This is a genomic window from Moraxella cuniculi (assembly GCF_900637105.1).
Lineage (GTDB): Bacteria > Pseudomonadota > Gammaproteobacteria > Pseudomonadales > Moraxellaceae > Moraxella > Moraxella cuniculi.
This window is the reverse complement of sequence record NZ_LR134343.1, coordinates 692,433-712,857: the sequence shown is the minus strand read 5'-3', so window position 1 is coordinate 712,857 and position 20,425 is coordinate 692,433. Positions and strand designations below refer to the sequence as shown.

Here is a 20,425-nt window from a genome sequence, read left to right as displayed (position 1 = left end):
GTAGCACAAATTTATCAGCCATGACGACCTGCGATATAATCAGCAGTGGCGGCGTTTTTTGGCTGTTCAAAAATTTGCCGAGTCGCCCCCATCTCAACCAGCTCACCCAGATACATATAAGCAGTAAAGTCCGAACAGCGTGCCGCCTGCTGCATATTATGGGTAACGATGGCGATGGTGTAATCGTTTTTTAAATCAGCGATCAGCTCTTCGATGGCAGCGGTTGATATCGGATCAAGTGCCGAAGTCGGCTCATCAAGCAGCAGCACTTCAGGGCGTGTGGCGATACTGCGAGCAATGCACAGACGCTGCTGCTGACCGCCCGATAATGACAGCCCTGACTTTTTTAATTTATCCTTCACTTCCGTCCACAGTGCCGCTTTTTGCAATGCCCATGTAACGCGTTCATCAAGAGCGTCTTTGGATAAATTTTCGTATAATCGCACCCCAAATGCCACATTGTCATAAATTGACATGGCAAAAGGCGTGGGCTTTTGGAACACCATGCCCACCCTTGCTCTTAGCAGATTGACATCAATATCATCAGCCAAGATATTTTGATTATCCAGCATAATTTTGCCTGTGGCACGCATGCCCGAATACAGGTCATACATACGATTTAGGCAACGAAGCAAGGTTGATTTGCCACAACCTGACGGCCCGATAAAGGCGGTAACTTTTTTGTTTGCGACAGTCAGATTAATGTTGTTCAAAGCATGATAATCGCCATAATAAAAATGCAAATCACGCACGGTTAATTTGGCGATGCTGGCTTGATTGGCAGCACTTTGGCTGTGATGATTGTCCATCAGCTGAATATTGATGGGCAGTGTGTTTGATACAGTTTGCATAAGCTCTCCAGTTGTATTTTATGATGATTTGGCAGACAAGGTGCGTGCGATGATATTAATCAGTAACACCGCAGCGGTAATCAACAACGCCGCCGCCCAAGCCAACGCGTGCCAGTTGTCATAGGGACTCATGGCGAATTGGTAGATGGTATTTGGCAAGTTTGCCATCGCCTGCGACATATCCGTGCTAAAATATTGATTATTTAACGCCGTAAACAACAGCGGTGCCGTCTCGCCTGCAATGCGTGCAAAAGCAAGCAGAACGCCTGTTATCACACCTGCTTTGGCGGATTTTAAGGTAATATGCCATGCCATCTTATATCTTGGCGTACCCAGTGCATAAGCCGCTTCACGCAAGCTGTTTGGCACAAGTTTTAGCATATTTTCGGTACTGGCGACCACCACAGGTATGACGATGATGGCAAGTGCCACAACCCCTGCCCACCCCGAAAATCCCCTACCCTGCACCATCAGCGTAAAGACAAATAAGCCGATAACAATAGAAGGTGCGGATAACAAAATATCGTTAATAAAGCGTGTGCTGCGACCAAGCAGTCCACCTTGGTCAAATTCTGCCAAATACACCCCTGTCAAAATCCCAAGCGGCGTACCGACAAATAACGCCGCAAAACAAATCATCAGCGAGCCGACAATGGCATTTTTGACACCGCCTACTGCCATCGGAGGTGGCGTATCCATGCTAAATACAGGCATACTCATCAGCCCCTGTATGCCGTGCGACAACAAAGTCAATAAAATCCACGCAAGCCAAAACAACCCAAAGACCATCGCAGCTATCGCAAAAGCCATGGCAATGCGACTGATGGCACGGCGGCGATGGTATTTTGGCAAATGAATGCGTTCAACAAACGCTGGCATTTGGTTATTCATAATCCCTCCTTTTGCTATAAATCACTTGCCCAGCTGTCTATCAATCCGCATCAGCATAAGTTTCGAGGCGGACAAAACAATCAGGCTTATCACAAACAGCACCAAACCCAAATGCAAAAGCGATGACAAATGCAGCTGACTGCTTGCCTCGGCAAACTCATTGGCAAGTGCCGAAGTGATGGACACGCCAGAGGCAAAGACGCTGGCATTTATCGTAAAAGTATTGCCAATCAAAAAAGTAACCGCCATCGTCTCACCCAATGCCCTGCCAAGCCCCAAAATCAAACCGCCCACCACGCCTGCTTTGGTATAAGGCAGCACCACTTTGACAATCACCTCCCAAGTGGTCGCCCCCATGCCATAAGCTGACTCTTTGAGCATATCAGGCACAACCAAAAATACATCACGCATGGTTGCCGCCATAAACGGAATAATCATGATGGCAAGCACAAGCCCAGCGGTAAACAGCCCAATGCCAATCGGTGCACCGACAAACATCTGCCCGATGATTGGCAGTTTTGCCAAGTTATCAATCAGCCACGGCTGCACCATCTCACCAAACCAAGGAGCAAAAACAAACAGCCCCCACATACCATAAATAATCGAAGGAATGCCAGCCAATAACTCAATGGCAATGCCCAGTGGTTTTTTTAAAAAATCTGGACAAAGCTCAACCAAAAATACCGCGATGCCAAAGCTGACAGGCAGTGCAATCAGCACCGCAATCGCCGAAGTAATCAGCGTGCCATAAATCGGTGCCAATGCCCCAAATTCACCTGCCACAGGATCCCAGTTGCTGCTTGTATAAAACCAAATACCAAACTGACGAATGCTTGGCATAGCCCCGACAATCAGCGACAACAAAATACCGCCCAGCACCAAAAGTACCAGCATTGCTGACAGCTTGGTCAAAGCCACAAAAGCCACATCAAGCTGCTTTTGGCGGCGGATTTTTTTTATTAATGCTTGTTGCCCAAAATCCATAGCAACCATTTCCTTAATATGTCAGACAATTCATTGTTTATATAATCTTAATTGATAAATAATATTATTTCTGCAACACAGGCTTGCCATCTTTATCGGTAATCTGTTGCCAGCTTTGTTTAAACAACGCCACCGCCTCATCACTAAATGGCACATAATCCAGCTCCAGTGCCGCCTTGTCGCCATTGTCATACGCCCATTCAAAAAACTTCAGCACGCCTGCCACCTGCTCGGGATTTTGTGGTGATTTATGCACCAAAACAAAAGTTGCCGCAGCGATAGGCCACGCATCAGCCGTTGCCGAATTGGTCAAGATTTGATTAAACCCTGCCGATTTTGACCAATCAATATTCCCTGCTGCTGCAAAACTCTCTGCTGATGGCTGCACGAACTTGCCAGCGGCATTTTTTAAGGCGACATGAGCCATGTTGTTTTGTTTGGCATAAGCATACTCAACATAGCCGATGGAGTTTTTGATACGCCCCACATAGCTTGCCACGCCTTCATTGCCCTTGCCTGCCGCCCCTGTCGCTGCTGTTGGCCATTTGACAGCCTTATCCACGCCGACCGAAGTTTGCCATTGGCTGGAGACCTTTGCCAAATAATCGGTAAAATTAAATGTCGTCCCTGAGCCGTCCGAGCGAAACACGGTAGTGATGGCAGCGTCAGGCAAGGCAATCTCTGGATTTAAGGCGGTGATGGCAGCATCATTCCATTTGGTGATTTTGCCCAAATAAATATCAGCCAATATCGCCCCGTCCAGTTTTAACGCCCCTGCTGCCACGCCGTCAATATTCACCACAGGCACCACACCGCCTATCACGGTTGGAAACTGCACCAAGCCCTCGGCGTTTAACTCCTCAATGCTAAGCGGTGCATCTGAAGCACCAAAATCAACGGTTTTGGCGATGATTTGCTTGATACCACCTGATGAGCCAATGGACTGGTAATTCACCTGTCCACCTGTTGCAGCACGAAAATCTGCCGACCATTTGGCATAAATCGGCTGTGGAAAAGAAGCCCCTGCCCCTGTGATACTTAGCGTTACGGCCTCGCCTTCGGTGCTGGCTGACTGTGCTGGCTGGTTTGCAGACTGCGTTGTTGATTTGTCGCCAGACTCGGCTTGCTGGCTGTTTTGTTGTCCACAAGCAGTCAGCGTCATGGCGGCAAAAAGTGCAAGGCTAATACACGACAAAGAAAATTTCATGATTGCTCCGTTTGGTTGGATAATTTGGATTATGCTACGCACCAAATGTCAACGATTTTTGCCCTTGGTGCATTGCCTGCCATTGTAAGTGGCATAAATGACAATGGCATGACTGGCAAATGACAGCTTGATGAACATTGCATGACAACTTGATGACAATCCCCAAACCACCCTGTTCATGATTTTGCCATGCACCACCCAGCCCAAAGTAACTTGATTGACAAAATTTTGTGAATTTTTGTTGTCAGCACTAGGATAATGAGGTGAATTTGGTTTATAATCTTAGCCATCGTTAGAGGTTTGACTTTTTAATTTTAAGGACAGACAATGAAAACACTCAAACACAGTCTACTTGCCTTGGCAGTATCTGCCGCTGCCATCATGCCCATCGTTGGTTGCACCAGCACCACCAGTGCAGGTGTGGTCGGTGCCGATCGCAAACAATTACTGCTTGTCTCAAGCCAAGAAATTCTCCAGCTGTCCAATCAAGCCTACGCCGAAACCATCAATCAGGCTCGCCGTGCAGGAAAACTTGACAATAATTACGAGCAAGTCAAGCGTTTACGCAAGATTGCCGACAAGCTAATTACACAAACCGAAGTACTCCGCCCTGATGCCAAAAACTGGGACTGGAAAGTTCATACCATCACCAGCGACTCAATCAACGCCTATGTTATGCCAGGTGGCAAAATTGTCTTTTATACTGGCATTATCGAAAAACTTCGCCTAACTGATGCCGAAATTGCCGCCATCATGGGTCATGAGATTGCCCATGCACTGCGTGAGCATTCTCGCGAAAAAGCCAGCCGCAGCTTTGCCACCCAAGGGGTGCTACAACTGGCAACTGGTGCATTGGGTCTGTCTAGCGGTCAAGCACAGCTGGCAGGGGTCATTAGCCAATTGGGTCTGGACTTGCCACACTCACGTTCCCAAGAATCCGAAGCTGACAAAATCGGGCTTGAGCTGATGGCTCGAGCAGGCTACGACCCAAACGCCTCTGTCAGCCTCTGGAAAAAAATGCAAGCAACAGGGGGAAGTGTGCCACAATTTCTTAGCACGCACCCCAGCAGTGCTACTCGCATTAGCCAGTTGCAATCATTGATACCAACGGTCATGCCTTTGTTCCAAGGCACAACACGCTAAGAGGAATTATGGATACAGCCACCGCCTTATTGGCAGCTTTGCAATCCTTGCAACCTGTACATCTTGCTTTGGAAAATGAAAGCCATCAACACGCAGGGTATTATGATGGCAAGCAAAGCCATTTTAAGCTCACCATCGCAAGCCAAGCCTTTGATGGCATACGCCTTGCTGCCAGACACCAAAAAATTTATGCACTGGCTGATGAGTTTTTGATGAGTAAAGGTGGCACCATTCATGCGTTGGCGATTTTTGCCTATACACCAGATGAGTGGGCAAGCATTGCCACATCGCCCGACAGTCCGCTCTGTGCTTCACGGCGTAACAATAACAATCAGGCATGACAGGCAAGCAGACCATAAAATCATCAGCAAAATCACCATACATCTACCAAGTTGCTTGCGGTTATCATTGCCATGCCAGCACTTTTTAACTAGGAATTATCATGAAATTTAGCAAAATTCTCCTTGCCGCTCTCATCGCCAGTGGCGTTCTGACAGGCTGTGCCACCACAGGCAACATCGCCCCACAGTATGTCAATCCAACCACCTATCAAAACTATAACTGCGAACAATTACAATCAGAGACGGCACGCATTGGTGCTTTGGTAGAAAAAACCAAAAAACAGCAACTTAGCCTGTCATCAACAGGGATTGGTATCGGTCTTGCAGGTGGTCGCCATGGCATCTATCCGACCATCAGCCTAGGCATGGGAACAGGCAGCGGTCAGCGTGCTGCCAAAAATAACGCCCTTGCCAAACTTTATGGTGAGCACGATGCGATGATTGTGGCTGCACGCCAAAAGAACTGTAGCTTCGCAGAAGGCGTAAAAATTTACGGAGAATAACCCATGCGTTTGCAAAATCTACTGCCCAACTGGATTTTGCAATTTATCCAGCAACCACGCACCGCCCTACCAGATATCCAAGCAGGATTGATGATGGCGGTGCTTGTCATTCCCCAAAGTCTTGGCTATGCAGCCTTGGCAGGTCTGCCGCCCATCATGGGTCTGTATGCTGCCATTGTGCCTGTGCTGATATACTCATGGATTGGGGCAAGCAGCGTCTCCTCAATCGGTCCTGTTGCCATCACTGCCATCATGACTGCATCAGCACTGTCTGACTATGCCACAGGCAGTTTGCAATACATCTCTCTTGCCATTACTTTGGCACTCATGGTTGGTGCGATTTTGTTGGTGGGTGGCTTGATTCGCTTGGGCTGGATTATGCAGTTTGTGAGCCGTGGCGTGGCAGCAGGATTTATCAGCGGTGCAGCGGTGCTGATTATACTTGGACAAATCAAGCACCTACTAGGCATACCGCTCAACGCCGACAGCCTGATTAACCTTGCCGTCAGCATTTATCACTCAAGTAAGCCGATACACGCACTCACCGCAATGATTGGTCTATTGGCACTGGGGCTATTGCTCATCAGCCGTTATGGTGAGCGATGGGTATGGGCGTGGTTGCCTCGCCAATGGCGTAGTTTTGGCAATCGTTTTTTTGTCATCGTTCTTGTTGTGGCGTCAATTTGGGCAAGCCATCGCTACAACTTACCTGCTTATGAAGTCAATGTCTTGCAGCCACTGCCCACGCACCTGCCCACTGCCAGTCTGCCCAGTTTGTCGCCCACTACTTTATTGACATTACTGCCATCAGCACTGCTGATTGCCTTGATTGCCTTCGTCTCATCAAGCACCATCTCAGCACAACAAGCCAGATTGCGAGGCGAGACCTACAGTGCCAACAAAGAGCTTGGCGGGCTGGGTCTTGCCAATATCGCCAGCGGCATTTTTGGTGGTTTTGCAGTAGCAGGGGGTATTTCTCGCACCAGCCTCAACTTGCTTGTTGGGGCAAACTCCCCATTGGCATCGGTCATCTGTGCATTGGGCGTGTTATTGATTTTGCTATTTTTTGGGGCATATTTGACAGGCTTGCCCTATGTGGTGTTGGCATCGGTCATCATTATCTCTGCCATTGCCATGATTGATACCAAAACTCTCGCCCAAGCATGGCAACATGACAAGGCTGATGCTGTCTGCTTTGTTATCACCTTTACCACTGCGATTGTCTTTGGCTTAAATAGCGGCTTGGTGGCAGGACTACTTGCCAGTTTTGCTGCGATGATTTATCGCACGCATCAGGTGCATATTGCGGTGTTAGGTCGTGTGGGTAACAGTGAGCATTTTCGCAATATTGAACGCTATCAAGCAACCACTTTTGAGGGGTTGTTGCTATTACGCATTGATGAGAGTTTGTATTTTGGCAATGCCCAATCAGTGCGTGCCAATTTATTAAAACTTAGCGATGATTCTGCCATTTGCGATATTGTGCTTATCATGACGGCAGTCAATCATGTGGATTTGGCCGCCCAAGAGATGCTGCATGACTTGAATCAACACTGCCAAGCCAACAACCAGCGACTGCATTTTGCCGAAGTCAAAGGCCCTGTCATGGACATTTTAAAATCCAGCCAAGTTTTTGCCAACCTATCAGGGCAAGTTTTTTTAAGCACCAACCAAGCGGTGCAAACCCTGCGTCCCAAGTCATAACCTTATGCCAAATCGCCATTGCAACAGGCTTTGGCTTGGGGTAAGATAGAGCTGTTTGCCAAGCACACAAGCGATAATTGTGTACAAGCTCATCTTAATCCACCCATTTATGCGGAATCTACCATGTCAAGCCAGATTACTTTGTACAAACAAATCCACCCAAGTCAATGCACAAGCCTTGCCAATCTTGGCTTTAAAAGCCTCATCAATCTGCGTTTTGATGATGAAATTGACGGTCAGCCAAAAAACTGCGACTTGGCAGCCAGTGCCAAACAAGCAGGACTCGTCTATCACAACCTACCCATTGATGGTGAATCAATTCACCTGATTGAGGTACAAAGTTTTGCCAAATTATTAAGCGACACGCCCAAGCCTGTCATGGTATTTTGTGGCACTGGCTCTCGTGCCAAGCGACTGTATCAGTGTGCTTGTATCTCTGGACTAATTTAACTATTAATCAGTACTTAAGAGCCAAATTCACGCCTGCTTGCCAAGCTAAAACGGCACAGGACTGCTCCACTGCATCCATACCTCATGCGTTGGGTGGCGTAATCGCAGCTTGTGTGCGTGCAAATTCAACCTACTGTCCAAGCCCAACGCCACGCCCTCGGCATAAATCGGATCGCCAATCATCACATGACCCAAGTGCAACATATGCACACGCAACTGATGGCTACGCCCCGTAATCGGCCACAACGCCACACGGGTAACGGCGTGTGCCTTGCCCATATCATCGCACCGCAGCTCATGATGCAGCACTTGATAATGCGTCAAAGCTCGTTTGTGCCACCCTTCATCAACGATATGCCTAGGCTTGGTGCTAGGCTCATAGCGGACAGGAATGTCAATTGTGCCTTGTTTGTCTTGTTGAATGATGCTACCCATCACCACCGCTTGATATTCTTTTTGGGGAACGCGGTCAATAAATTGCTTGGCAATGTGCGTCTGTGCCTGTGCTGATTTGGCAAAAATAATCAGCCCTGAGGTATCCATATCCAACCGATGAATCAATCGCAACTTGGAATTGACTCGCAGCAGTCGTGATTGCAAACTCACCTTTAACAGTCGCCCATCAACGCTAAGCAGCCCTGCTGGCTTATCCAGCACCCAAATATCCTCATCTTCGTAGACGGTGATTGATTTGGCAAAATCAACAAAAAACGCCTCACTTTGTGCCGCTTCGTGTTGATTCATGTTGATAATATCAGCTTCGGACAGGGTCATGGCAGCTCTCGGTCAAATAACAATAGTCATCTTTGATTTGCCCAATCGGTGAATTTGATAAATTCAATCATGCCAGCACAAGCCTTTGGGCAGAAAAGCTGTTATTATAACACGCAATCTGCCACAAACCGCACCTGACAGATGATTCGCTCTTGAATTTTTTGCCAGTCGCCCCATTTAGGCAATTATACAAACTTAACAAAGGTGAAATTATGTCTATTATTAACGCAACCGATGCCAGCTTTGATGCTGATGTGCTAGGCTCCGACCAAGTGGTCTTGGTTGATTTTTGGGCACCATGGTGTGGCCCTTGTAAGGCAATCGCTCCCACCCTAGAGGAGCTGGCAGCAGACTATGCTGGTCGTGCCAAAATCGTCAAAGTCAATGTTGATGACAACCCAGAGTCTGCCGCTCGCTTTGGCATTCGCAGCATTCCAACTTTATTTGTATTTAAAGATGGTGAGCGTGTCGAGGCAGTGGTTGGCGGTCGCCCAAAATCAGAATTTGCCGCCTTGCTTGACAAGCATCTATAAACCTACCCTCAAGCCAGCATCGTGCTGGCTTTTTTTATCACGCAAAAGTGTCATAAATTTGCCACACAGCACTTGACAAAATCATCAATTTGGCTTAATATCTATGCACCTGCAATCACATTCTGCTGATTGCATTTCTTTATTTCTACCCAATCATTTCCATCAATTTGCCCAAATTGGGCTTTATTCATTATTTACCTATCCATGAATCTGACTGAATTAAAACGAAAATCCGTTGGCGAATTGCTACAGATTGCCGAGTCTATGGGGCTTGACAACATGGCAAGAAGTCGCAAACAAGACATTATTTTTGCCATCTTAAAAACCCACGCCCGTAACGGCGAGGCAATTTATGGTGATGGCGTGCTTGAGATTTTGCCTGATGGCTTTGGCTTTTTGCGTTCCTCTGAAGGATCGTATCTGGCAGGCCCTGATGATATTTATGTCAGCCCCAGCCAAATTCGCCGCTTTAATCTACAAACAGGGGATTCCATCGCAGGACAAATCCGCCCCCCTAAGGATCAGGAACGCTATTTTGCCCTACTAAAAGTCAGCGAAATTAATTTTGACACCCCAGATCGCAGTCGTCATAAGCTCATCTTTGAGAACTTAACACCGCTATTTCCTACCAAGCAGCTGGTGCTGGAGACTGGCAATGGCACAACCGAAGATTTGACAGGGCGTATGATTGACCTGATTGCCCCCATCGGCAGAGGCCAACGCTCCATCATAGTCGCCCCTCCAAAGGCAGGCAAGACGGTGCTATTACAAACCATCGCCCAAGCCATCACCAAAAATCACCCAGAATGCTACCTTATCGTACTGCTGATTGATGAACGCCCAGAAGAAGTTACCGAAATGCAACGCACCGTGCGTGGCGAAGTGGTCGCCTCAACTTTTGACGAGCCGCCACAGCGACACATTCAGGTTGCCGAGATGGTCATCGAAAAAGCCAAACGCCTTGTTGAGCATAAACAAGATGTGGTTATCTTATTAGATTCCATCACCCGTCTGGCTCGTGCATACAATACGGTCATTCCTTCAAGCGGCAAAGTTTTGACTGGCGGTGTTGATGCCAATGCCCTAGAACGCCCAAAACGCTTTTTTGGTGCCGCTCGCAATGTTGAAGAAGGCGGCAGTCTGACCATCATCTCAACGGCACTCATTGACACTGGCTCTAAGATGGACAGCGTAATTTTTGAGGAATTTAAAGGCACGGGCAACCAAGAGATTACCCTCGAGCGAGACCTTGCCGAGCGTCGCATTTTCCCAGCGATTAATATCAAAAAATCCAGCACACGCCGTGAAGAGAGATTGCTTGACGAAGAAACGCTACGCCGCGTTTGGATTTTACGCAAGCTCATGCAACCGATGGAAGATTCGCAAGCAACCGAGTTTTTGCTCGAAAGACTCAAAGATTCCAAAACCAATGACGAATTCTTTGAACAAATGATCAAAAAAGCTCAGAGCTAATAACCGCCAGCCATTATTCTTAATGGCTGGTTTTGTTATGTTGTACCGTTAATTACCTGTGCTACAAATTTTTATCACAAATTTACAAAAAAAGACTTGTCATTTCGTTGTCATCTTTATTTTTTTGTGCTAAGATACGCCCAACACTAAACCTTGATACAATTTATTGTCGCTTGGCTAAAGTGGCAAGCAGATTAATTGTTATATTTTGTTACAAAATTAAGCATTTATTAATAAATTTAACTTTGCATCTGCAATAAATTGTTGTATCATGATACGAATTTTGTATCGACCTATGGACGAGGGTTTTCTCATGTATCAATGAGATTGAGCTTGCTCATGGGTTGTTTTTATTTCATATCCACCTAATTGGAGTTTTACCATGCAAACTAAACTAATCGCATCTGCACTAATCGCTGCTTTGGCTCTAACTGCTTGCTCAAAGCCAGCTGAAAAAGCTCAAGACGCTGCCTCTACTGCTACTGAAGCTGCTGTAGAAGCTAAAGACGCTGCTGCAACTGCTGCTGCTACCACTGGTGAAGCTGCTGCTGACGCTGCTGACAAAGCTGCTGAAGCTGCTGCTGACGCAACTGCTGCTGCTGGCGACGCTGCTAAAGCTGCAACTGACGCTGTAGCTGGTGATGCAAACGCTGCTCAAACTGCTGAAGCTCAAGCTGCTGCTGACCAAGCTCAAGCTGCTGCAGAAACTGCACAAGAAGCTGCTACTACTGCAACTGAAGAAGCTAAGAAGTAATTTTACAGCCACGCTGTTAAAATCTTATAGCAAAAGAGAGTCTTTTAGGCTCTCTTTTTTATTGTCTGATTGTAGCAAAGACAGCAACGCCATCACTTCTGGTAGCAATCATACTCATCAAAGACTGACAAATTAGCCAGCTCCGCTAAACCCTCTTAATCGCCATCACGGCAAGCACAATTTAGCAATCAGTCCAAACAACCGCGCACAGCAAGATTGCCAATAAACAACCCAGACTGTTTGGTTTTAGCAATGATTGGTACAAAAAACCACCACAATAACTGTGGTGGTTGGGTAGTGGCTTAAGCATCTACAACAGGGATTTTGCCAATTTTTGCCTGCCAAATCTTCGGTGCCGTGGCATGGACAGAACTGCCCTGACTGTCTACAGCCACAGTAACTGGCATATCCTTGACCTCAAATTCATAAATCGCTTCCATGCCAAGCTCGGCAAATGCGACCACTTTGGCATTTTTGATGGCTTTTGATACCAAATAGGCCGAGCCGCCAACTGCCATCAAATACACCGCCTTGTTATCGGCAATCGCTTGACACGCTGCCTCGCCTCGCTCTGATTTACCAATCATGCCGAGCAGCCCTGTCTGTTCAAGCATTTGTCGTGTGAATTTGTCCATACGCGTTGCGGTCGTTGGACCTGCTGGACCGACAACTTCATCACGCACAGGATCAACAGGTCCGACATAATAAATCAGCTTGTTGGTGAAATCCACAGGCAGGGTTTCGCCCTTGCTTAGCATATCTGTCATGCGTTTGTGTGCTGCATCGCGACCTGTGTAGATTTTGCCAGACAACAGCAATACATCGCCCGTCTTCCAGCTTGCCACTTCTTCTTTGGTCAGCGTATCAACATTCACTCGCTTGCCATTGTCTGGGCTGTAAGTAATGTCTGGATAAGCATCAAGACTTGGCGGTGTCAAGGTGGCAGGCCCTGTACCATCTAGCTCAAAATGAATGTGGCGAGTGGCGGCACAGTTTGGAATCATGGCAACAGGCTTACTGGCAGCGTGCGTTGGATAATCCAAAATCTTCACATCAAGCACTGTGGTTAAACCGCCCAAGCCCTGTGCACCGATACCCAGTGCATTGACCTTCTCGTACAGCTCCAGACGCAAGCTCTCGGTTGTGGTCAATTCAGCACCGCTGTCGGCTTTTGCCTTTAATTCATGAATGTCAATATGGCTCATCAGCGATTCTTTGGCAAGCAATGCTGCCTTTTCTGGCGTACCGCCAATGCCAATGCCCAAAATCCCCGGTGGGCACCAACCAGCACCCATGGTTGGCACGGTTTTTAGCACCCAATCAACAATACTGTCCGAAGGGTTTAGCATCGCAAGTTTTGATTTGTTTTCACTGCCGCCGCCTTTGGCCGCACAAGTTACATCAACAGTATCACCAGCGACAATTTCCATATGAATGACCGCAGGTGTATTATCCTTGGTGTTGGTGCGTTTGCCAGCAGGGTCGGCCAGCACTGAGGCACGCAGTTTGTTGTCAGGGTGGTTATAAGCACGGCGAACGCCCTCATTGACCATCTCTGCCACGCTCATTGTGCTGTCCCATTGCACATTCATGCCCACTTTCAAAAATACAGTTGCAATCCCTGTGTCTTGGCAGATGGGGCGTTTGCCCTCAGCACACATACGACTATTTACCAGAATCTGCGTCATCGCATCACGAGCGGCAGGGTTTTCTTCACGCTCAAGTGCGGCACTAAGTGCAGTAATATAATCGGTTGGGTGGTAATAACTGATGTACTGAAAAGCATCAGCAATGCTTTGGATAAAGTCTTCTTGCTTAATCACAGTCATGATAAATCCTTCTGGCTAATTTGGTGCAATCAGCACACAAACGGCTAAATTTAATGCAAGGCATTGTTGGTTGTCATCACCCACATTAGCGGTGATAATCTGTACCATTTTAGCATTTTTTGACAAAAATTGATAACACTTGGTGCGGTTATCTTGTTACCTTTCTCGTCATTTTATCCATGATTGGCAAATCATCATCACAATCAGCCAATTCTGCCAACAATCAAGTTAATGAGCCGCACTTTGTAAAGGCATTGACACCCATCAAAACAAACTTTGGCATTTCTCCTGATTGTGGCAAAAGCCGACTGATAAAAGATTTCACCCACGCTGCCTTAAAAAAGAGGGATTGGCAAATAAAAAAGCAAGCACCGATACAATGCTTGCTTGTCATCAAATAGCACTCTAGCCGCTGATGCGTTCGATATTGACACCCAAGGCTCGCAATTTATTTTCAACATCATCATAACCACGATCAATATGATAAATGCGGTCAATGATACTCTCGCCTTCGGCACAGGCAGCCGCCATCACCAAAGACATCGAAGCACGCAAATCGGTCGCCATCACAGGTGCTGGCATGAACTTCTCCACCCCTTCAACGATGGCAGTATGCCCATCAACACGCACCTTTGCCCCCATGCGTTGCAACTCTGGCACATGCATAAAACGATTTTCAAAAATATTCTCAATGATTGTGCTGGTGCCGTCCGCCAAGCAACACACCGCCATCAGCTGTGCCTGCATATCGGTCGGAAAACCAGGATGCACCTGTGTGCGAATATCCACCGCCTTCGGTCTGGTGTGCATAACAGCACGAATCCAGTCCTCGCCTGTGGTGATGGTCGCACCCATCGCCTCGAATTTTTTTAGTACAGGGTGCAAAAATTCTGCCGAAGTATTCTTGGTCAGCACATCGCCACAGCTCATCAAAGCCCCAGCCAAATAAGACCCTGTCTCAATACGATCAGCAATGACACTGTATTCACAACCATGCAAACTGTCCACGCCCTCGATCACCATCGTGGTGCTGCCAATACCGCTGATTTTTGCTCCCATCGCCACCAGCATATTTGCCAAATCAACCACTTCAGGCTCAGTGGCACAGTTTTCTAGGCGTGTTGTGCCTTTTGCCAGAGCTGCCGCCATGATGACATTCTCTGTACCGCCAACAGTTACCATATCAAAGCTAAAATCACACCCTATCAACCGACCGCCTGCTGGTGCTTTGGCTTTGACATAGCCATTTTCGACAGTGATGGCAGCACCCATCGCCTCAAATGCCTTTAGGTGCTGATCAACAGGTCGTGAACCGATAGAACATCCACCCGGCAATGACACTTCTGCCTCGCCAAATCGTGCCAAAAGTGGCCCCAGTACCAAAATTGACGCTCTCATGGTTCGCACCAATTCATAAGGTGCGTAATAATTATTCACCGTGCGTGCATTGGCGGTTACTGTGTTGCCTTGCTTATCAATCTTAACGCCTGTGCCTGCGATTAGCTCGATGAGCGTTTGTGTGTCTTTTAGTGTTGGCACATTGTGCAGTACAGTTTCATCATTGGGTAACAGCATGGCAGCAAGCAAGGGCAATGCGGCATTTTTTGAGCCAGAGATACTCACCTCGCCTGCGATGCGACTGCTGCCTATGATTTTAAATTTGTCCATAAAATTCTCGTATTATCAAGCCTGTTTGCTGGCATATTCATCAGGAGTCAGAGCATGGATTGTCAAGGCGTGCATGGCACCGCTTTGGATATGCTCATTGACCAATGCAAAAATCATCTGCTGGCGTGCTACCAGTCGCTTATTATCAAATGCTTCATCAACAATCAGCAGCTCAAACTTATTGCCCTGATTGACTGCATCAATATGAGCCTTTGGAAAATGTGGACGCAACAGGTCAATCAACTCTTGTGCATTCATAAAACTTCTCATCTGTTTGCAAATCAACTATTATAACAAACTACTGCCCAGCTTGCGTAATTTTTGTCAATTGATAACAAAATTATTCACTTGGCGTGCCAAATACAGGCGGTGTATTACTCGGTGCGGTATTTGTCGCATCGGGCGTATAAATCTCTTGGAGCGTGTAACTGCCAGTTGCACCATCAACCGCTGGCAAATCCTCAACCGCAGGAGCCACCTCAACCAAAGTGGTCAAAGTTACCGCCTTTGCCATGCCAGAGGTAGCCTGCACCGCTGCCAAAATCTCATCTTGCTGAGCTGAGGTAAGATAACCCATGATATAGGCGGTGCTATCACGGACGATGATTTTGTATTGTGAGGATTTGACATCACGATTGGCAAGCAGCCGTGCATTAATCTTAGAACGAAGATAGTTCTCATGCACTGTGTGGCTTTGGCTTTTGGGAATATCAGTAACGGTAAGGTAATTGAACACTTTTGCCACGCCACGCATTGATTCAATGGTGCGTCCGATTTCTGCTTTGATTTGCTCGCTTGGCACTTCACCTGTCAAAAGCACCTCTCGCAAATAGCCATCGATGGCAATGCGTGCATTATTTTGATTAATGCCGTCAATGGTTGCCAAATTGCGGCGTGCCGTCAGCTCAATGCTGGTGTCGCTTAGACGCTCTGGGATACTACGCCCCATCGCATCCGCCCCAACACTACCCCCATTGGTGGTGCAAGCGGTCAATGCCATCATTGATGCCATCATTGCAATCAATACTTTATTCATAATACAAACTCTCTTTAATAAATTTGCTATTTTGTCGTTATTTGACTGTGTTGCCACATTATCATGCCATGCCCAAGCCTGTCCAAGCTAAAATGCCGCCACCAACCATTCATGCACCACGCCATCTGCCATCACATCAAACAATAGCACATCAAAACGGCACTCATACTCAGCATATTCAGGGTGCTGCTGCAAAAAATACTCGGCAGTGCGATAAATTCGCCCCTGTTTTGTCGGGCTAATGCTATCAGCCGCTGTGCCAAACTGTGATTTTTTGCGACTTCTGACCTCAACAAATATCAGCAGCGATTGTTGGCTGGGTGTGGCAATGATGTCAATCTCACCAATGCCTGTAGCAATAAAATTTGTAGCGACAATCTGTAGCCCTGCCTGACATAAAATGAGTTGTGCCTGCGTTTCATAAAACGCCCCCTGTCGCATTTTGGCAGTTTTCGCCATTTTGTTTAGCGAATGCGTTTAACAACCACAGTGCCAGCAATTTTATCATGCCAGCCTTGCTTTTTGGCATCAAATCCTGCCCAAATAAAGCCCAAACCCAGCACCAGTGCCGACACCGTATAGCCAATAAAATAGCGAAGTAACGCCCTTGGTGCACTGATAAACGCCCCTGTTTTGGCATCACGAATTTGTAAACCAAACAGCATTTTGCCCGGTGTTGCCCCTTTTTTCACCCAAAAGATAATCACCGCCACCGCAAACACAAGGTTTATCACAATATCCATAGGGCTATAAACAGGTATCTCCTCAATCGGCATATTTGCCATCTGCTGCCACTGATAATACATAAGCGGCAAAGTCAGCAAGACAAATATCAAGCTATCCACCAATTGGGCAACAAGCCGCACCCAAAATCCTGCGTATTGATATTCGCTGTCGTCATAGCGAGGGTCGTGTTGTTGTACCATAATCACCTCCAAATCTTGTACGCTGTAGCATAGCAAAGTTTTGGCATTTTCGCCATCATCTCGGGCGATTTTGCTGGGATTTTTTGTGAATTTTCGGTAAAATATCGTTATTTTGTGGAATTTTTTATGAAATTAAGAATTTTAAGCATCGGTCATAAGATGCCAAGCTGGGTACAGACAGGGTTTCAAGAGTACCTAAAACGCATTTTGCCCATGATGAGCGTTGAGATGGTGGAACTGCCCCCTGCCAAACGCAGCAAAAATCCATCGGCTGCCGATATCGAAAAATACAAACAAACCGAAGCTGCAACCATACTTGCCGCCAAACACCCAAAAGAGCAACTGTGGCTACTTGAAGTCAAGGGCAAAATGCTCTCAACCGAAACCTTGTCAGACAAGCTGTCCATCGCCATGCAAGACGGCAGTGATATCGCACTGGTTATCGGCGGAGCTGATGGCGTGGCAAACTCGCTGTTGCAGGCGGCGGATTTTCAGTGGTCGCTGTCGGACTTGACGCTGCCGCATCCATTGGTTCGTGTCATACTCATTGAGCAGCTGTACCGTGCGATGAGTATTATTAATAACCACCCTTATCATCGAGGTGGTTAAAATACAACCAAACCTCACACCAAGTAAAAATCTTTTGGCACCAATCCATCAGCCACGCCTGCCACAGTTTGTGTTGATATAATTAACAAAACCCCATCATCAGACGGGGTTTTGGCTTGCTATCAGCTCAATTTTTGGTTATTCAATGCCTTTCATGGTTAGCTTAATGCGACCACGATTGTCAATGTCTTGCACTTGCACCTTGACCGTTTGACCTTCTTTTAGGTAATCGCTGACATTTTCAACGCGTTCATCAGAGATTTGGCTGATATGCACCAAACCGTCCGTACCTGGCAAAATGGTAACAAACGCCCCAAACTCCACGATGCGAGCAACCACACCTTCGTATACCGCACCAACTTCCACTTCGGCAGTAATCGCCTCAATCTGTGCCATGGCAGCACGCGTTGATGCTTTGTCCATACCAAAGATACGGATTGTGCCATTGTCCTCAATATCAATGGTCGCCCCTGTGTCTTCGGTCAGCTGGCGAATGGTTGCCCCACCCTTGCCGATGACATCACGGATTTTTTCAGGATTGATGCTCATTGTGGCATAGTTTGGTGCATGAGCATTAATCTCGGTGCGGCTTGATGAGATAACCTCATTCATCGCCGATAGGATATGGATACGGCCTGCATAAGCTTGTTTTAGTGCCTGTTCCATAATGTCGGCAGTGATGCCTTCGATTTTAATGTCCATTTGCAAAGCGGTAATGCCTTCGGTGGTACCTGCCACCTTAAAGTCCATATCGCCCAAATGATCTTCATCGCCCAAAATATCTGACAAAACAGCAAAGCGGTCGCCTTCTTTGACCAAGCCCATTGCGATACCTGCTACAGGGGCTTTTAGTGGTACGCCTGCGTCCATCAATGACAATGACGCACCGCAGACCGATGCCATTGATGATGAGCCGTTTGATTCGGTGATTTCGGACACCACACGAATGGTATATGGGAAGCGATCGACAGATGGCAACATTGCTTGTACGCCACGGCGAGCCAAGCGTCCATGGCCAATTTCACGGCGTTTTGGAGCCCCTTCACGACCTGTCTCACCCACTGAATAATGTGGGAAATTATAATGCAGCATGAAATGATCTTGCTTGGTGCCAGCCAGTGTATCGACCAAATTCACATCGCGAGTGGTGCCAAGTGTTGTTACTACCAAGGCTTGGGTCTCGCCACGAGTGAACAATGCCGAACCATGCGTATAAGGCAATACACCAACCTGAATATCCAACGCACGCACTGTCTCAAGATCACGGCCATCAATGCGTGGTTTGCCTGATAGGATATTATCACGCACGGTGCGGTATTTTAGCTCCTCAAACAAACTCTTGATTTCTGCAACCTTGTCTGCATAATCCTCGCTGTCAGCATCACCAGCCAAGGTCTCAATCGCTTCATTTTGTAGCTCATCTAAACGAGCATAGCGATCTTGCTTGACAGTAATGGTATACGCCTCGCTCACTTTTTCGGTGAATGCGGTTTTTAGTGCCGTGTTTAACGCCTCATTAATCACAGGAGCGACAAACTCTTGTTTGGCGTTGCCAACCGCTGCGGCAAAGGCATTGATATTATCAATCACCACTTGTTGCTGGGCGTGTCCGTACAATACCGCACCAAGCATCTGATCCTCTGACAGTTCTTTGGCTTCTGATTCCACCATCAGCACAGCTGCTTTCGTACCAGCCACCACCAAATCCAAATCGCTCTGCTTCATCTCGGCAAGATTTGGGTTTAGCACATATTCGCCATTGATAAAGCCCACACGAGCGGCACCGATTGGTCCATTAAATGGTGCTGGTGAGATGGCAAGAGCAGCTGACGCACCAATCATGGCAGCAATATCAGCGTCTTGGGTCTTGTCCGATGAGATAACCGTTGCGGTTACTTGAATTTCGTTATAATAGCCTTCTGGGAATAGTGGACGAATTGGACGGTCAATTAAGCGGCTGGTCAGCGTCTCAAACTCACTGGCACGCCCTTCACGCTTGCCATAACCACCGGGGATTTTGCCCGAAGCGTACATTTTTTCTTGATAATTAACCGTCAGTGGGAAGAAATTCTGTCCAGCAACTGCCTCTGGGCGTACCACCACAGCAACCAGTACCGACACGCCACCCATATGCACCAGCACGCTATTGGCTTGGCGAGCGATGCGACCAGTTTCTAGCACAACTTGTTGATTGCCATATTGAAATTCTTGACGAATGGTATTAAACATAATGATTCCTATCTATGCAAGCCAGACCAAATCTAAAGCCCTAAGGCATCACATCTGTCAGCACATCTCATGCCTTAGAGTTCTAAATTTTTGTCGCAGCTTGGTGATGAATGTGATTGTTAAGAAAAATTTCAAAGAAAAACGGCACGCCAACGCACGCCGTCTTTCATGGATATTATTGCACGCTGGCAATTAACGACGCAGACCCAATGAACCGATAAGGTCAGTATAGCGGTTCAAATCTTTGCCTTTTAGATAGTCAAGCAATTTGCGGCGTTGGTTTACCATGCGAATCAGACCACGACGGCTGTGATGGTCAGCTTTGTGTGCCTTAAAGTGGTCTTGTAAGTCATTGATGCGAGCAGTCAATAGAGCAACTTGCACCTCTGGGCTACCAGTGTCGTTCTCGCCACGCTTGTATTTGGCGATGATTTCTTCACGATCTTTGTTCGTTAGCATAACAGTTTCCTATTTGGGCAATGCGATATCATTCGGGCAAGCATTGCATTGCGAAAGCCTG

At 47.2% G+C, this 20,425-nt stretch carries 25 protein-coding genes; 11 read left to right on the top strand and 14 right to left on the bottom strand.

The genetic code is table 11. The annotated features are described in order from the left end of the window. Positions 1-14: 14 nt before the first annotated feature. The 5 genes from pstB to EL162_RS10245 all read right to left on the bottom strand — a co-directional run bounded on the left by pstB (position 15) and on the right by EL162_RS10245 (position 4,113). Positions 15-809: a phosphate ABC transporter ATP-binding protein PstB gene (gene pstB, locus EL162_RS03330; RefSeq protein ID WP_126331653.1), complete on the bottom strand. Its 795-nt coding sequence runs from the start codon at positions 807-809 to the stop codon at positions 15-17. A 60-nt stretch (positions 810-869) separates the two neighbouring features. Then, a complete protein-coding gene (pstA, locus tag EL162_RS03325; RefSeq protein WP_076555861.1) occupies positions 870-1,742 on the bottom strand; it encodes a phosphate ABC transporter permease PstA in 873 nt (290 codons plus the stop codon). Positions 1,743-1,763: 21 nt separating this feature from the next. Continuing rightward, positions 1,764-2,726, bottom strand: coding sequence for a phosphate ABC transporter permease subunit PstC (gene pstC, locus EL162_RS03320; RefSeq protein ID WP_076555860.1), 963 nt, complete (start codon positions 2,724-2,726; stop codon positions 1,764-1,766). Between the two features lie 64 nt (positions 2,727-2,790). Continuing rightward, positions 2,791-3,933: a phosphate ABC transporter substrate-binding protein PstS gene (gene pstS, locus EL162_RS03315; RefSeq protein ID WP_126330092.1), complete on the bottom strand. Its 1,143-nt coding sequence runs from the start codon at positions 3,931-3,933 to the stop codon at positions 2,791-2,793. Positions 3,934-3,981: 48 nt separating this feature from the next. Then, a complete protein-coding gene (locus tag EL162_RS10245) occupies positions 3,982-4,113 on the bottom strand; it encodes a hypothetical protein (RefSeq protein ID WP_259772339.1) in 132 nt (43 codons plus the stop codon). Between the two features lie 147 nt (positions 4,114-4,260). On the opposite strand from EL162_RS10245, the gene EL162_RS03310 reads away from it, so the two are divergent. The 5 genes from EL162_RS03310 (at position 4,261) to EL162_RS03290 (ending at position 8,074) form a co-directional block, all read left to right on the top strand. Then, the gene (locus tag EL162_RS03310; RefSeq protein ID WP_126330090.1) at positions 4,261-5,076 is read left to right on the top strand and encodes a M48 family metallopeptidase; all 816 of its coding nucleotides are present in this window, start codon (positions 4,261-4,263) and stop codon (positions 5,074-5,076) included. Positions 5,077-5,084: 8 nt separating this feature from the next. Next, positions 5,085-5,417: a BolA family protein gene (locus EL162_RS03305; protein WP_126330088.1), complete on the top strand. Its 333-nt coding sequence runs from the start codon at positions 5,085-5,087 to the stop codon at positions 5,415-5,417. Between the two features lie 101 nt (positions 5,418-5,518). Next, positions 5,519-5,920 (top strand): hypothetical protein, encoded by a 402-nt coding sequence (locus tag EL162_RS03300; RefSeq protein WP_076555857.1) that lies wholly within the window; start codon positions 5,519-5,521, stop codon positions 5,918-5,920. A 3-nt stretch (positions 5,921-5,923) separates the two neighbouring features. Beyond that, positions 5,924-7,624 (top strand): SulP family inorganic anion transporter, encoded by a 1,701-nt coding sequence (locus EL162_RS03295; protein ID WP_126330086.1) that lies wholly within the window; start codon positions 5,924-5,926, stop codon positions 7,622-7,624. A gap of 123 nt (positions 7,625-7,747) precedes the next feature. Beyond that, positions 7,748-8,074: a protein tyrosine phosphatase family protein gene (locus EL162_RS03290; protein WP_126330084.1), complete on the top strand. Its 327-nt coding sequence runs from the start codon at positions 7,748-7,750 to the stop codon at positions 8,072-8,074. A gap of 45 nt (positions 8,075-8,119) precedes the next feature. Here EL162_RS03290 and EL162_RS03285 read toward each other — a convergent pair whose 3' ends face one another. Next, on the bottom strand, positions 8,120-8,848 hold the full coding sequence (locus tag EL162_RS03285; protein WP_126330082.1) for an RluA family pseudouridine synthase: 729 nt from the start codon (positions 8,846-8,848) through the stop codon (positions 8,120-8,122). Positions 8,849-9,060: 212 nt separating this feature from the next. Here EL162_RS03285 and trxA point away from each other — a divergent pair, with 212 nt between their 5' ends. The 3 genes from trxA (at position 9,061) to EL162_RS03270 (ending at position 11,608) form a co-directional block, all read left to right on the top strand. Next, positions 9,061-9,381 carry a thioredoxin gene (gene trxA / locus EL162_RS03280; RefSeq protein ID WP_076555854.1) on the top strand — a complete coding sequence of 107 codons (321 nt, stop codon included), beginning with the start codon at positions 9,061-9,063 and terminating at the stop codon, positions 9,379-9,381. 204 nt (positions 9,382-9,585) lie between these two features. Beyond that, positions 9,586-10,854 carry a transcription termination factor Rho gene (rho, locus tag EL162_RS03275; protein ID WP_076555853.1) on the top strand — a complete coding sequence of 423 codons (1,269 nt, stop codon included), beginning with the start codon at positions 9,586-9,588 and terminating at the stop codon, positions 10,852-10,854. Between the two features lie 382 nt (positions 10,855-11,236). Further along, positions 11,237-11,608 carry a hypothetical protein gene (locus EL162_RS03270; RefSeq protein WP_076555852.1) on the top strand — a complete coding sequence of 124 codons (372 nt, stop codon included), beginning with the start codon at positions 11,237-11,239 and terminating at the stop codon, positions 11,606-11,608. A 302-nt stretch (positions 11,609-11,910) separates the two neighbouring features. Here the strand turns inward: EL162_RS03270 and EL162_RS03265 are convergent, their stop codons facing one another. Next, positions 11,911-13,440: a fumarate hydratase gene (locus EL162_RS03265; RefSeq protein WP_446030806.1), complete on the bottom strand. Its 1,530-nt coding sequence runs from the start codon at positions 13,438-13,440 to the stop codon at positions 11,911-11,913. A 116-nt stretch (positions 13,441-13,556) separates the two neighbouring features. Between EL162_RS03265 and EL162_RS03260 the strand changes: the two genes are divergently transcribed. Next, positions 13,557-13,838, top strand: a complete 282-nt coding sequence (locus tag EL162_RS03260; protein ID WP_126330078.1) for a hypothetical protein — start codon at positions 13,557-13,559, stop codon at positions 13,836-13,838. 4 nt (positions 13,839-13,842) lie between these two features. On the opposite strand, the gene murA is transcribed toward EL162_RS03260, so the two are convergent. From murA to EL162_RS03235, 5 genes are all read right to left on the bottom strand, one after another. After that, the gene (gene murA, locus EL162_RS03255) at positions 13,843-15,105 is read right to left on the bottom strand and encodes a UDP-N-acetylglucosamine 1-carboxyvinyltransferase (RefSeq protein WP_126330076.1); all 1,263 of its coding nucleotides are present in this window, start codon (positions 15,103-15,105) and stop codon (positions 13,843-13,845) included. Positions 15,106-15,120: 15 nt separating this feature from the next. After that, positions 15,121-15,363 carry a BolA family protein gene (locus EL162_RS03250; protein ID WP_076555848.1) on the bottom strand — a complete coding sequence of 81 codons (243 nt, stop codon included), beginning with the start codon at positions 15,361-15,363 and terminating at the stop codon, positions 15,121-15,123. Between the two features lie 82 nt (positions 15,364-15,445). After that, a complete protein-coding gene (locus tag EL162_RS03245) occupies positions 15,446-16,141 on the bottom strand; it encodes a BON domain-containing protein (protein ID WP_227543429.1) in 696 nt (231 codons plus the stop codon). Positions 16,142-16,228: 87 nt separating this feature from the next. After that, positions 16,229-16,600 carry a YraN family protein gene (locus tag EL162_RS03240; protein WP_126330075.1) on the bottom strand — a complete coding sequence of 124 codons (372 nt, stop codon included), beginning with the start codon at positions 16,598-16,600 and terminating at the stop codon, positions 16,229-16,231. Between the two features lie 5 nt (positions 16,601-16,605). Further along, positions 16,606-17,067 carry an RDD family protein gene (locus EL162_RS03235; RefSeq protein ID WP_126330073.1) on the bottom strand — a complete coding sequence of 154 codons (462 nt, stop codon included), beginning with the start codon at positions 17,065-17,067 and terminating at the stop codon, positions 16,606-16,608. Positions 17,068-17,193: 126 nt separating this feature from the next. Between EL162_RS03235 and rlmH the strand changes: the two genes are divergently transcribed. Further along, positions 17,194-17,676, top strand: coding sequence for a 23S rRNA (pseudouridine(1915)-N(3))-methyltransferase RlmH (gene rlmH, locus EL162_RS03230; protein WP_126330071.1), 483 nt, complete (start codon positions 17,194-17,196; stop codon positions 17,674-17,676). Between the two features lie 138 nt (positions 17,677-17,814). Here the strand turns inward: rlmH and pnp are convergent, their stop codons facing one another. After that, positions 17,815-19,911: a polyribonucleotide nucleotidyltransferase gene (gene pnp / locus EL162_RS03225; RefSeq protein WP_197719009.1), complete on the bottom strand. Its 2,097-nt coding sequence runs from the start codon at positions 19,909-19,911 to the stop codon at positions 17,815-17,817. Between pnp and EL162_RS03220 the strand changes: the two genes are divergently transcribed. Then, the gene (locus EL162_RS03220; protein WP_126330069.1) at positions 19,907-20,101 is read left to right on the top strand and encodes a hypothetical protein; all 195 of its coding nucleotides are present in this window, start codon (positions 19,907-19,909) and stop codon (positions 20,099-20,101) included. The two genes, pnp and EL162_RS03220, sit on opposite strands and share 5 nt — an antisense overlap. Here EL162_RS03220 and rpsO read toward each other — a convergent pair. Beyond that, positions 20,098-20,364: a 30S ribosomal protein S15 gene (gene rpsO, locus EL162_RS03215; protein WP_078275781.1), complete on the bottom strand. Its 267-nt coding sequence runs from the start codon at positions 20,362-20,364 to the stop codon at positions 20,098-20,100. The genes EL162_RS03220 and rpsO overlap by 4 nt on opposite strands. Positions 20,365-20,425: the final 61 nt, after the last annotated feature.

Coding starts and splice junctions, on each gene's coding strand:
- pstB (WP_126331653.1), bottom strand. CDS start 809: ATGGACAATCATCACAGCCAAAGTGCTGCCAATCAAGCCAGCATCGCC.
- pstA (WP_076555861.1), bottom strand. CDS start 1,742: ATGAATAACCAAATGCCAGCGTTTGTTGAACGCATTCATTTGCCAAAA.
- pstC (WP_076555860.1), bottom strand. CDS start 2,726: ATGGATTTTGGGCAACAAGCATTAATAAAAAAAATCCGCCGCCAAAAG.
- pstS (WP_126330092.1), bottom strand. CDS start 3,933: ATGAAATTTTCTTTGTCGTGTATTAGCCTTGCACTTTTTGCCGCCATG.
- EL162_RS10245 (WP_259772339.1), bottom strand. CDS start 4,113: ATGAACAGGGTGGTTTGGGGATTGTCATCAAGTTGTCATGCAATGTTC.
- EL162_RS03310 (WP_126330090.1), top strand. CDS start 4,261: ATGAAAACACTCAAACACAGTCTACTTGCCTTGGCAGTATCTGCCGCT.
- EL162_RS03305 (WP_126330088.1), top strand. CDS start 5,085: ATGGATACAGCCACCGCCTTATTGGCAGCTTTGCAATCCTTGCAACCT.
- EL162_RS03300 (WP_076555857.1), top strand. CDS start 5,519: ATGAAATTTAGCAAAATTCTCCTTGCCGCTCTCATCGCCAGTGGCGTT.
- EL162_RS03295 (WP_126330086.1), top strand. CDS start 5,924: ATGCGTTTGCAAAATCTACTGCCCAACTGGATTTTGCAATTTATCCAG.
- EL162_RS03290 (WP_126330084.1), top strand. CDS start 7,748: ATGTCAAGCCAGATTACTTTGTACAAACAAATCCACCCAAGTCAATGC.
- EL162_RS03285 (WP_126330082.1), bottom strand. CDS start 8,848: ATGACCCTGTCCGAAGCTGATATTATCAACATGAATCAACACGAAGCG.
- trxA (WP_076555854.1), top strand. CDS start 9,061: ATGTCTATTATTAACGCAACCGATGCCAGCTTTGATGCTGATGTGCTA.
- rho (WP_076555853.1), top strand. CDS start 9,586: ATGAATCTGACTGAATTAAAACGAAAATCCGTTGGCGAATTGCTACAG.
- EL162_RS03270 (WP_076555852.1), top strand. CDS start 11,237: ATGCAAACTAAACTAATCGCATCTGCACTAATCGCTGCTTTGGCTCTA.
- murA (WP_126330076.1), bottom strand. CDS start 15,105: ATGGACAAATTTAAAATCATAGGCAGCAGTCGCATCGCAGGCGAGGTG.
- EL162_RS03250 (WP_076555848.1), bottom strand. CDS start 15,363: ATGAATGCACAAGAGTTGATTGACCTGTTGCGTCCACATTTTCCAAAG.
- EL162_RS03245 (WP_227543429.1), bottom strand. CDS start 16,141: ATGAATAAAGTATTGATTGCAATGATGGCATCAATGATGGCATTGACC.
- EL162_RS03240 (WP_126330075.1), bottom strand. CDS start 16,600: ATGGCGAAAACTGCCAAAATGCGACAGGGGGCGTTTTATGAAACGCAG.
- EL162_RS03235 (WP_126330073.1), bottom strand. CDS start 17,067: ATGGTACAACAACACGACCCTCGCTATGACGACAGCGAATATCAATAC.
- rlmH (WP_126330071.1), top strand. CDS start 17,194: ATGAAATTAAGAATTTTAAGCATCGGTCATAAGATGCCAAGCTGGGTA.
- EL162_RS03220 (WP_126330069.1), top strand. CDS start 19,907: ATGATTCCTATCTATGCAAGCCAGACCAAATCTAAAGCCCTAAGGCAT.
- rpsO (WP_078275781.1), bottom strand. CDS start 20,364: ATGCTAACGAACAAAGATCGTGAAGAAATCATCGCCAAATACAAGCGT.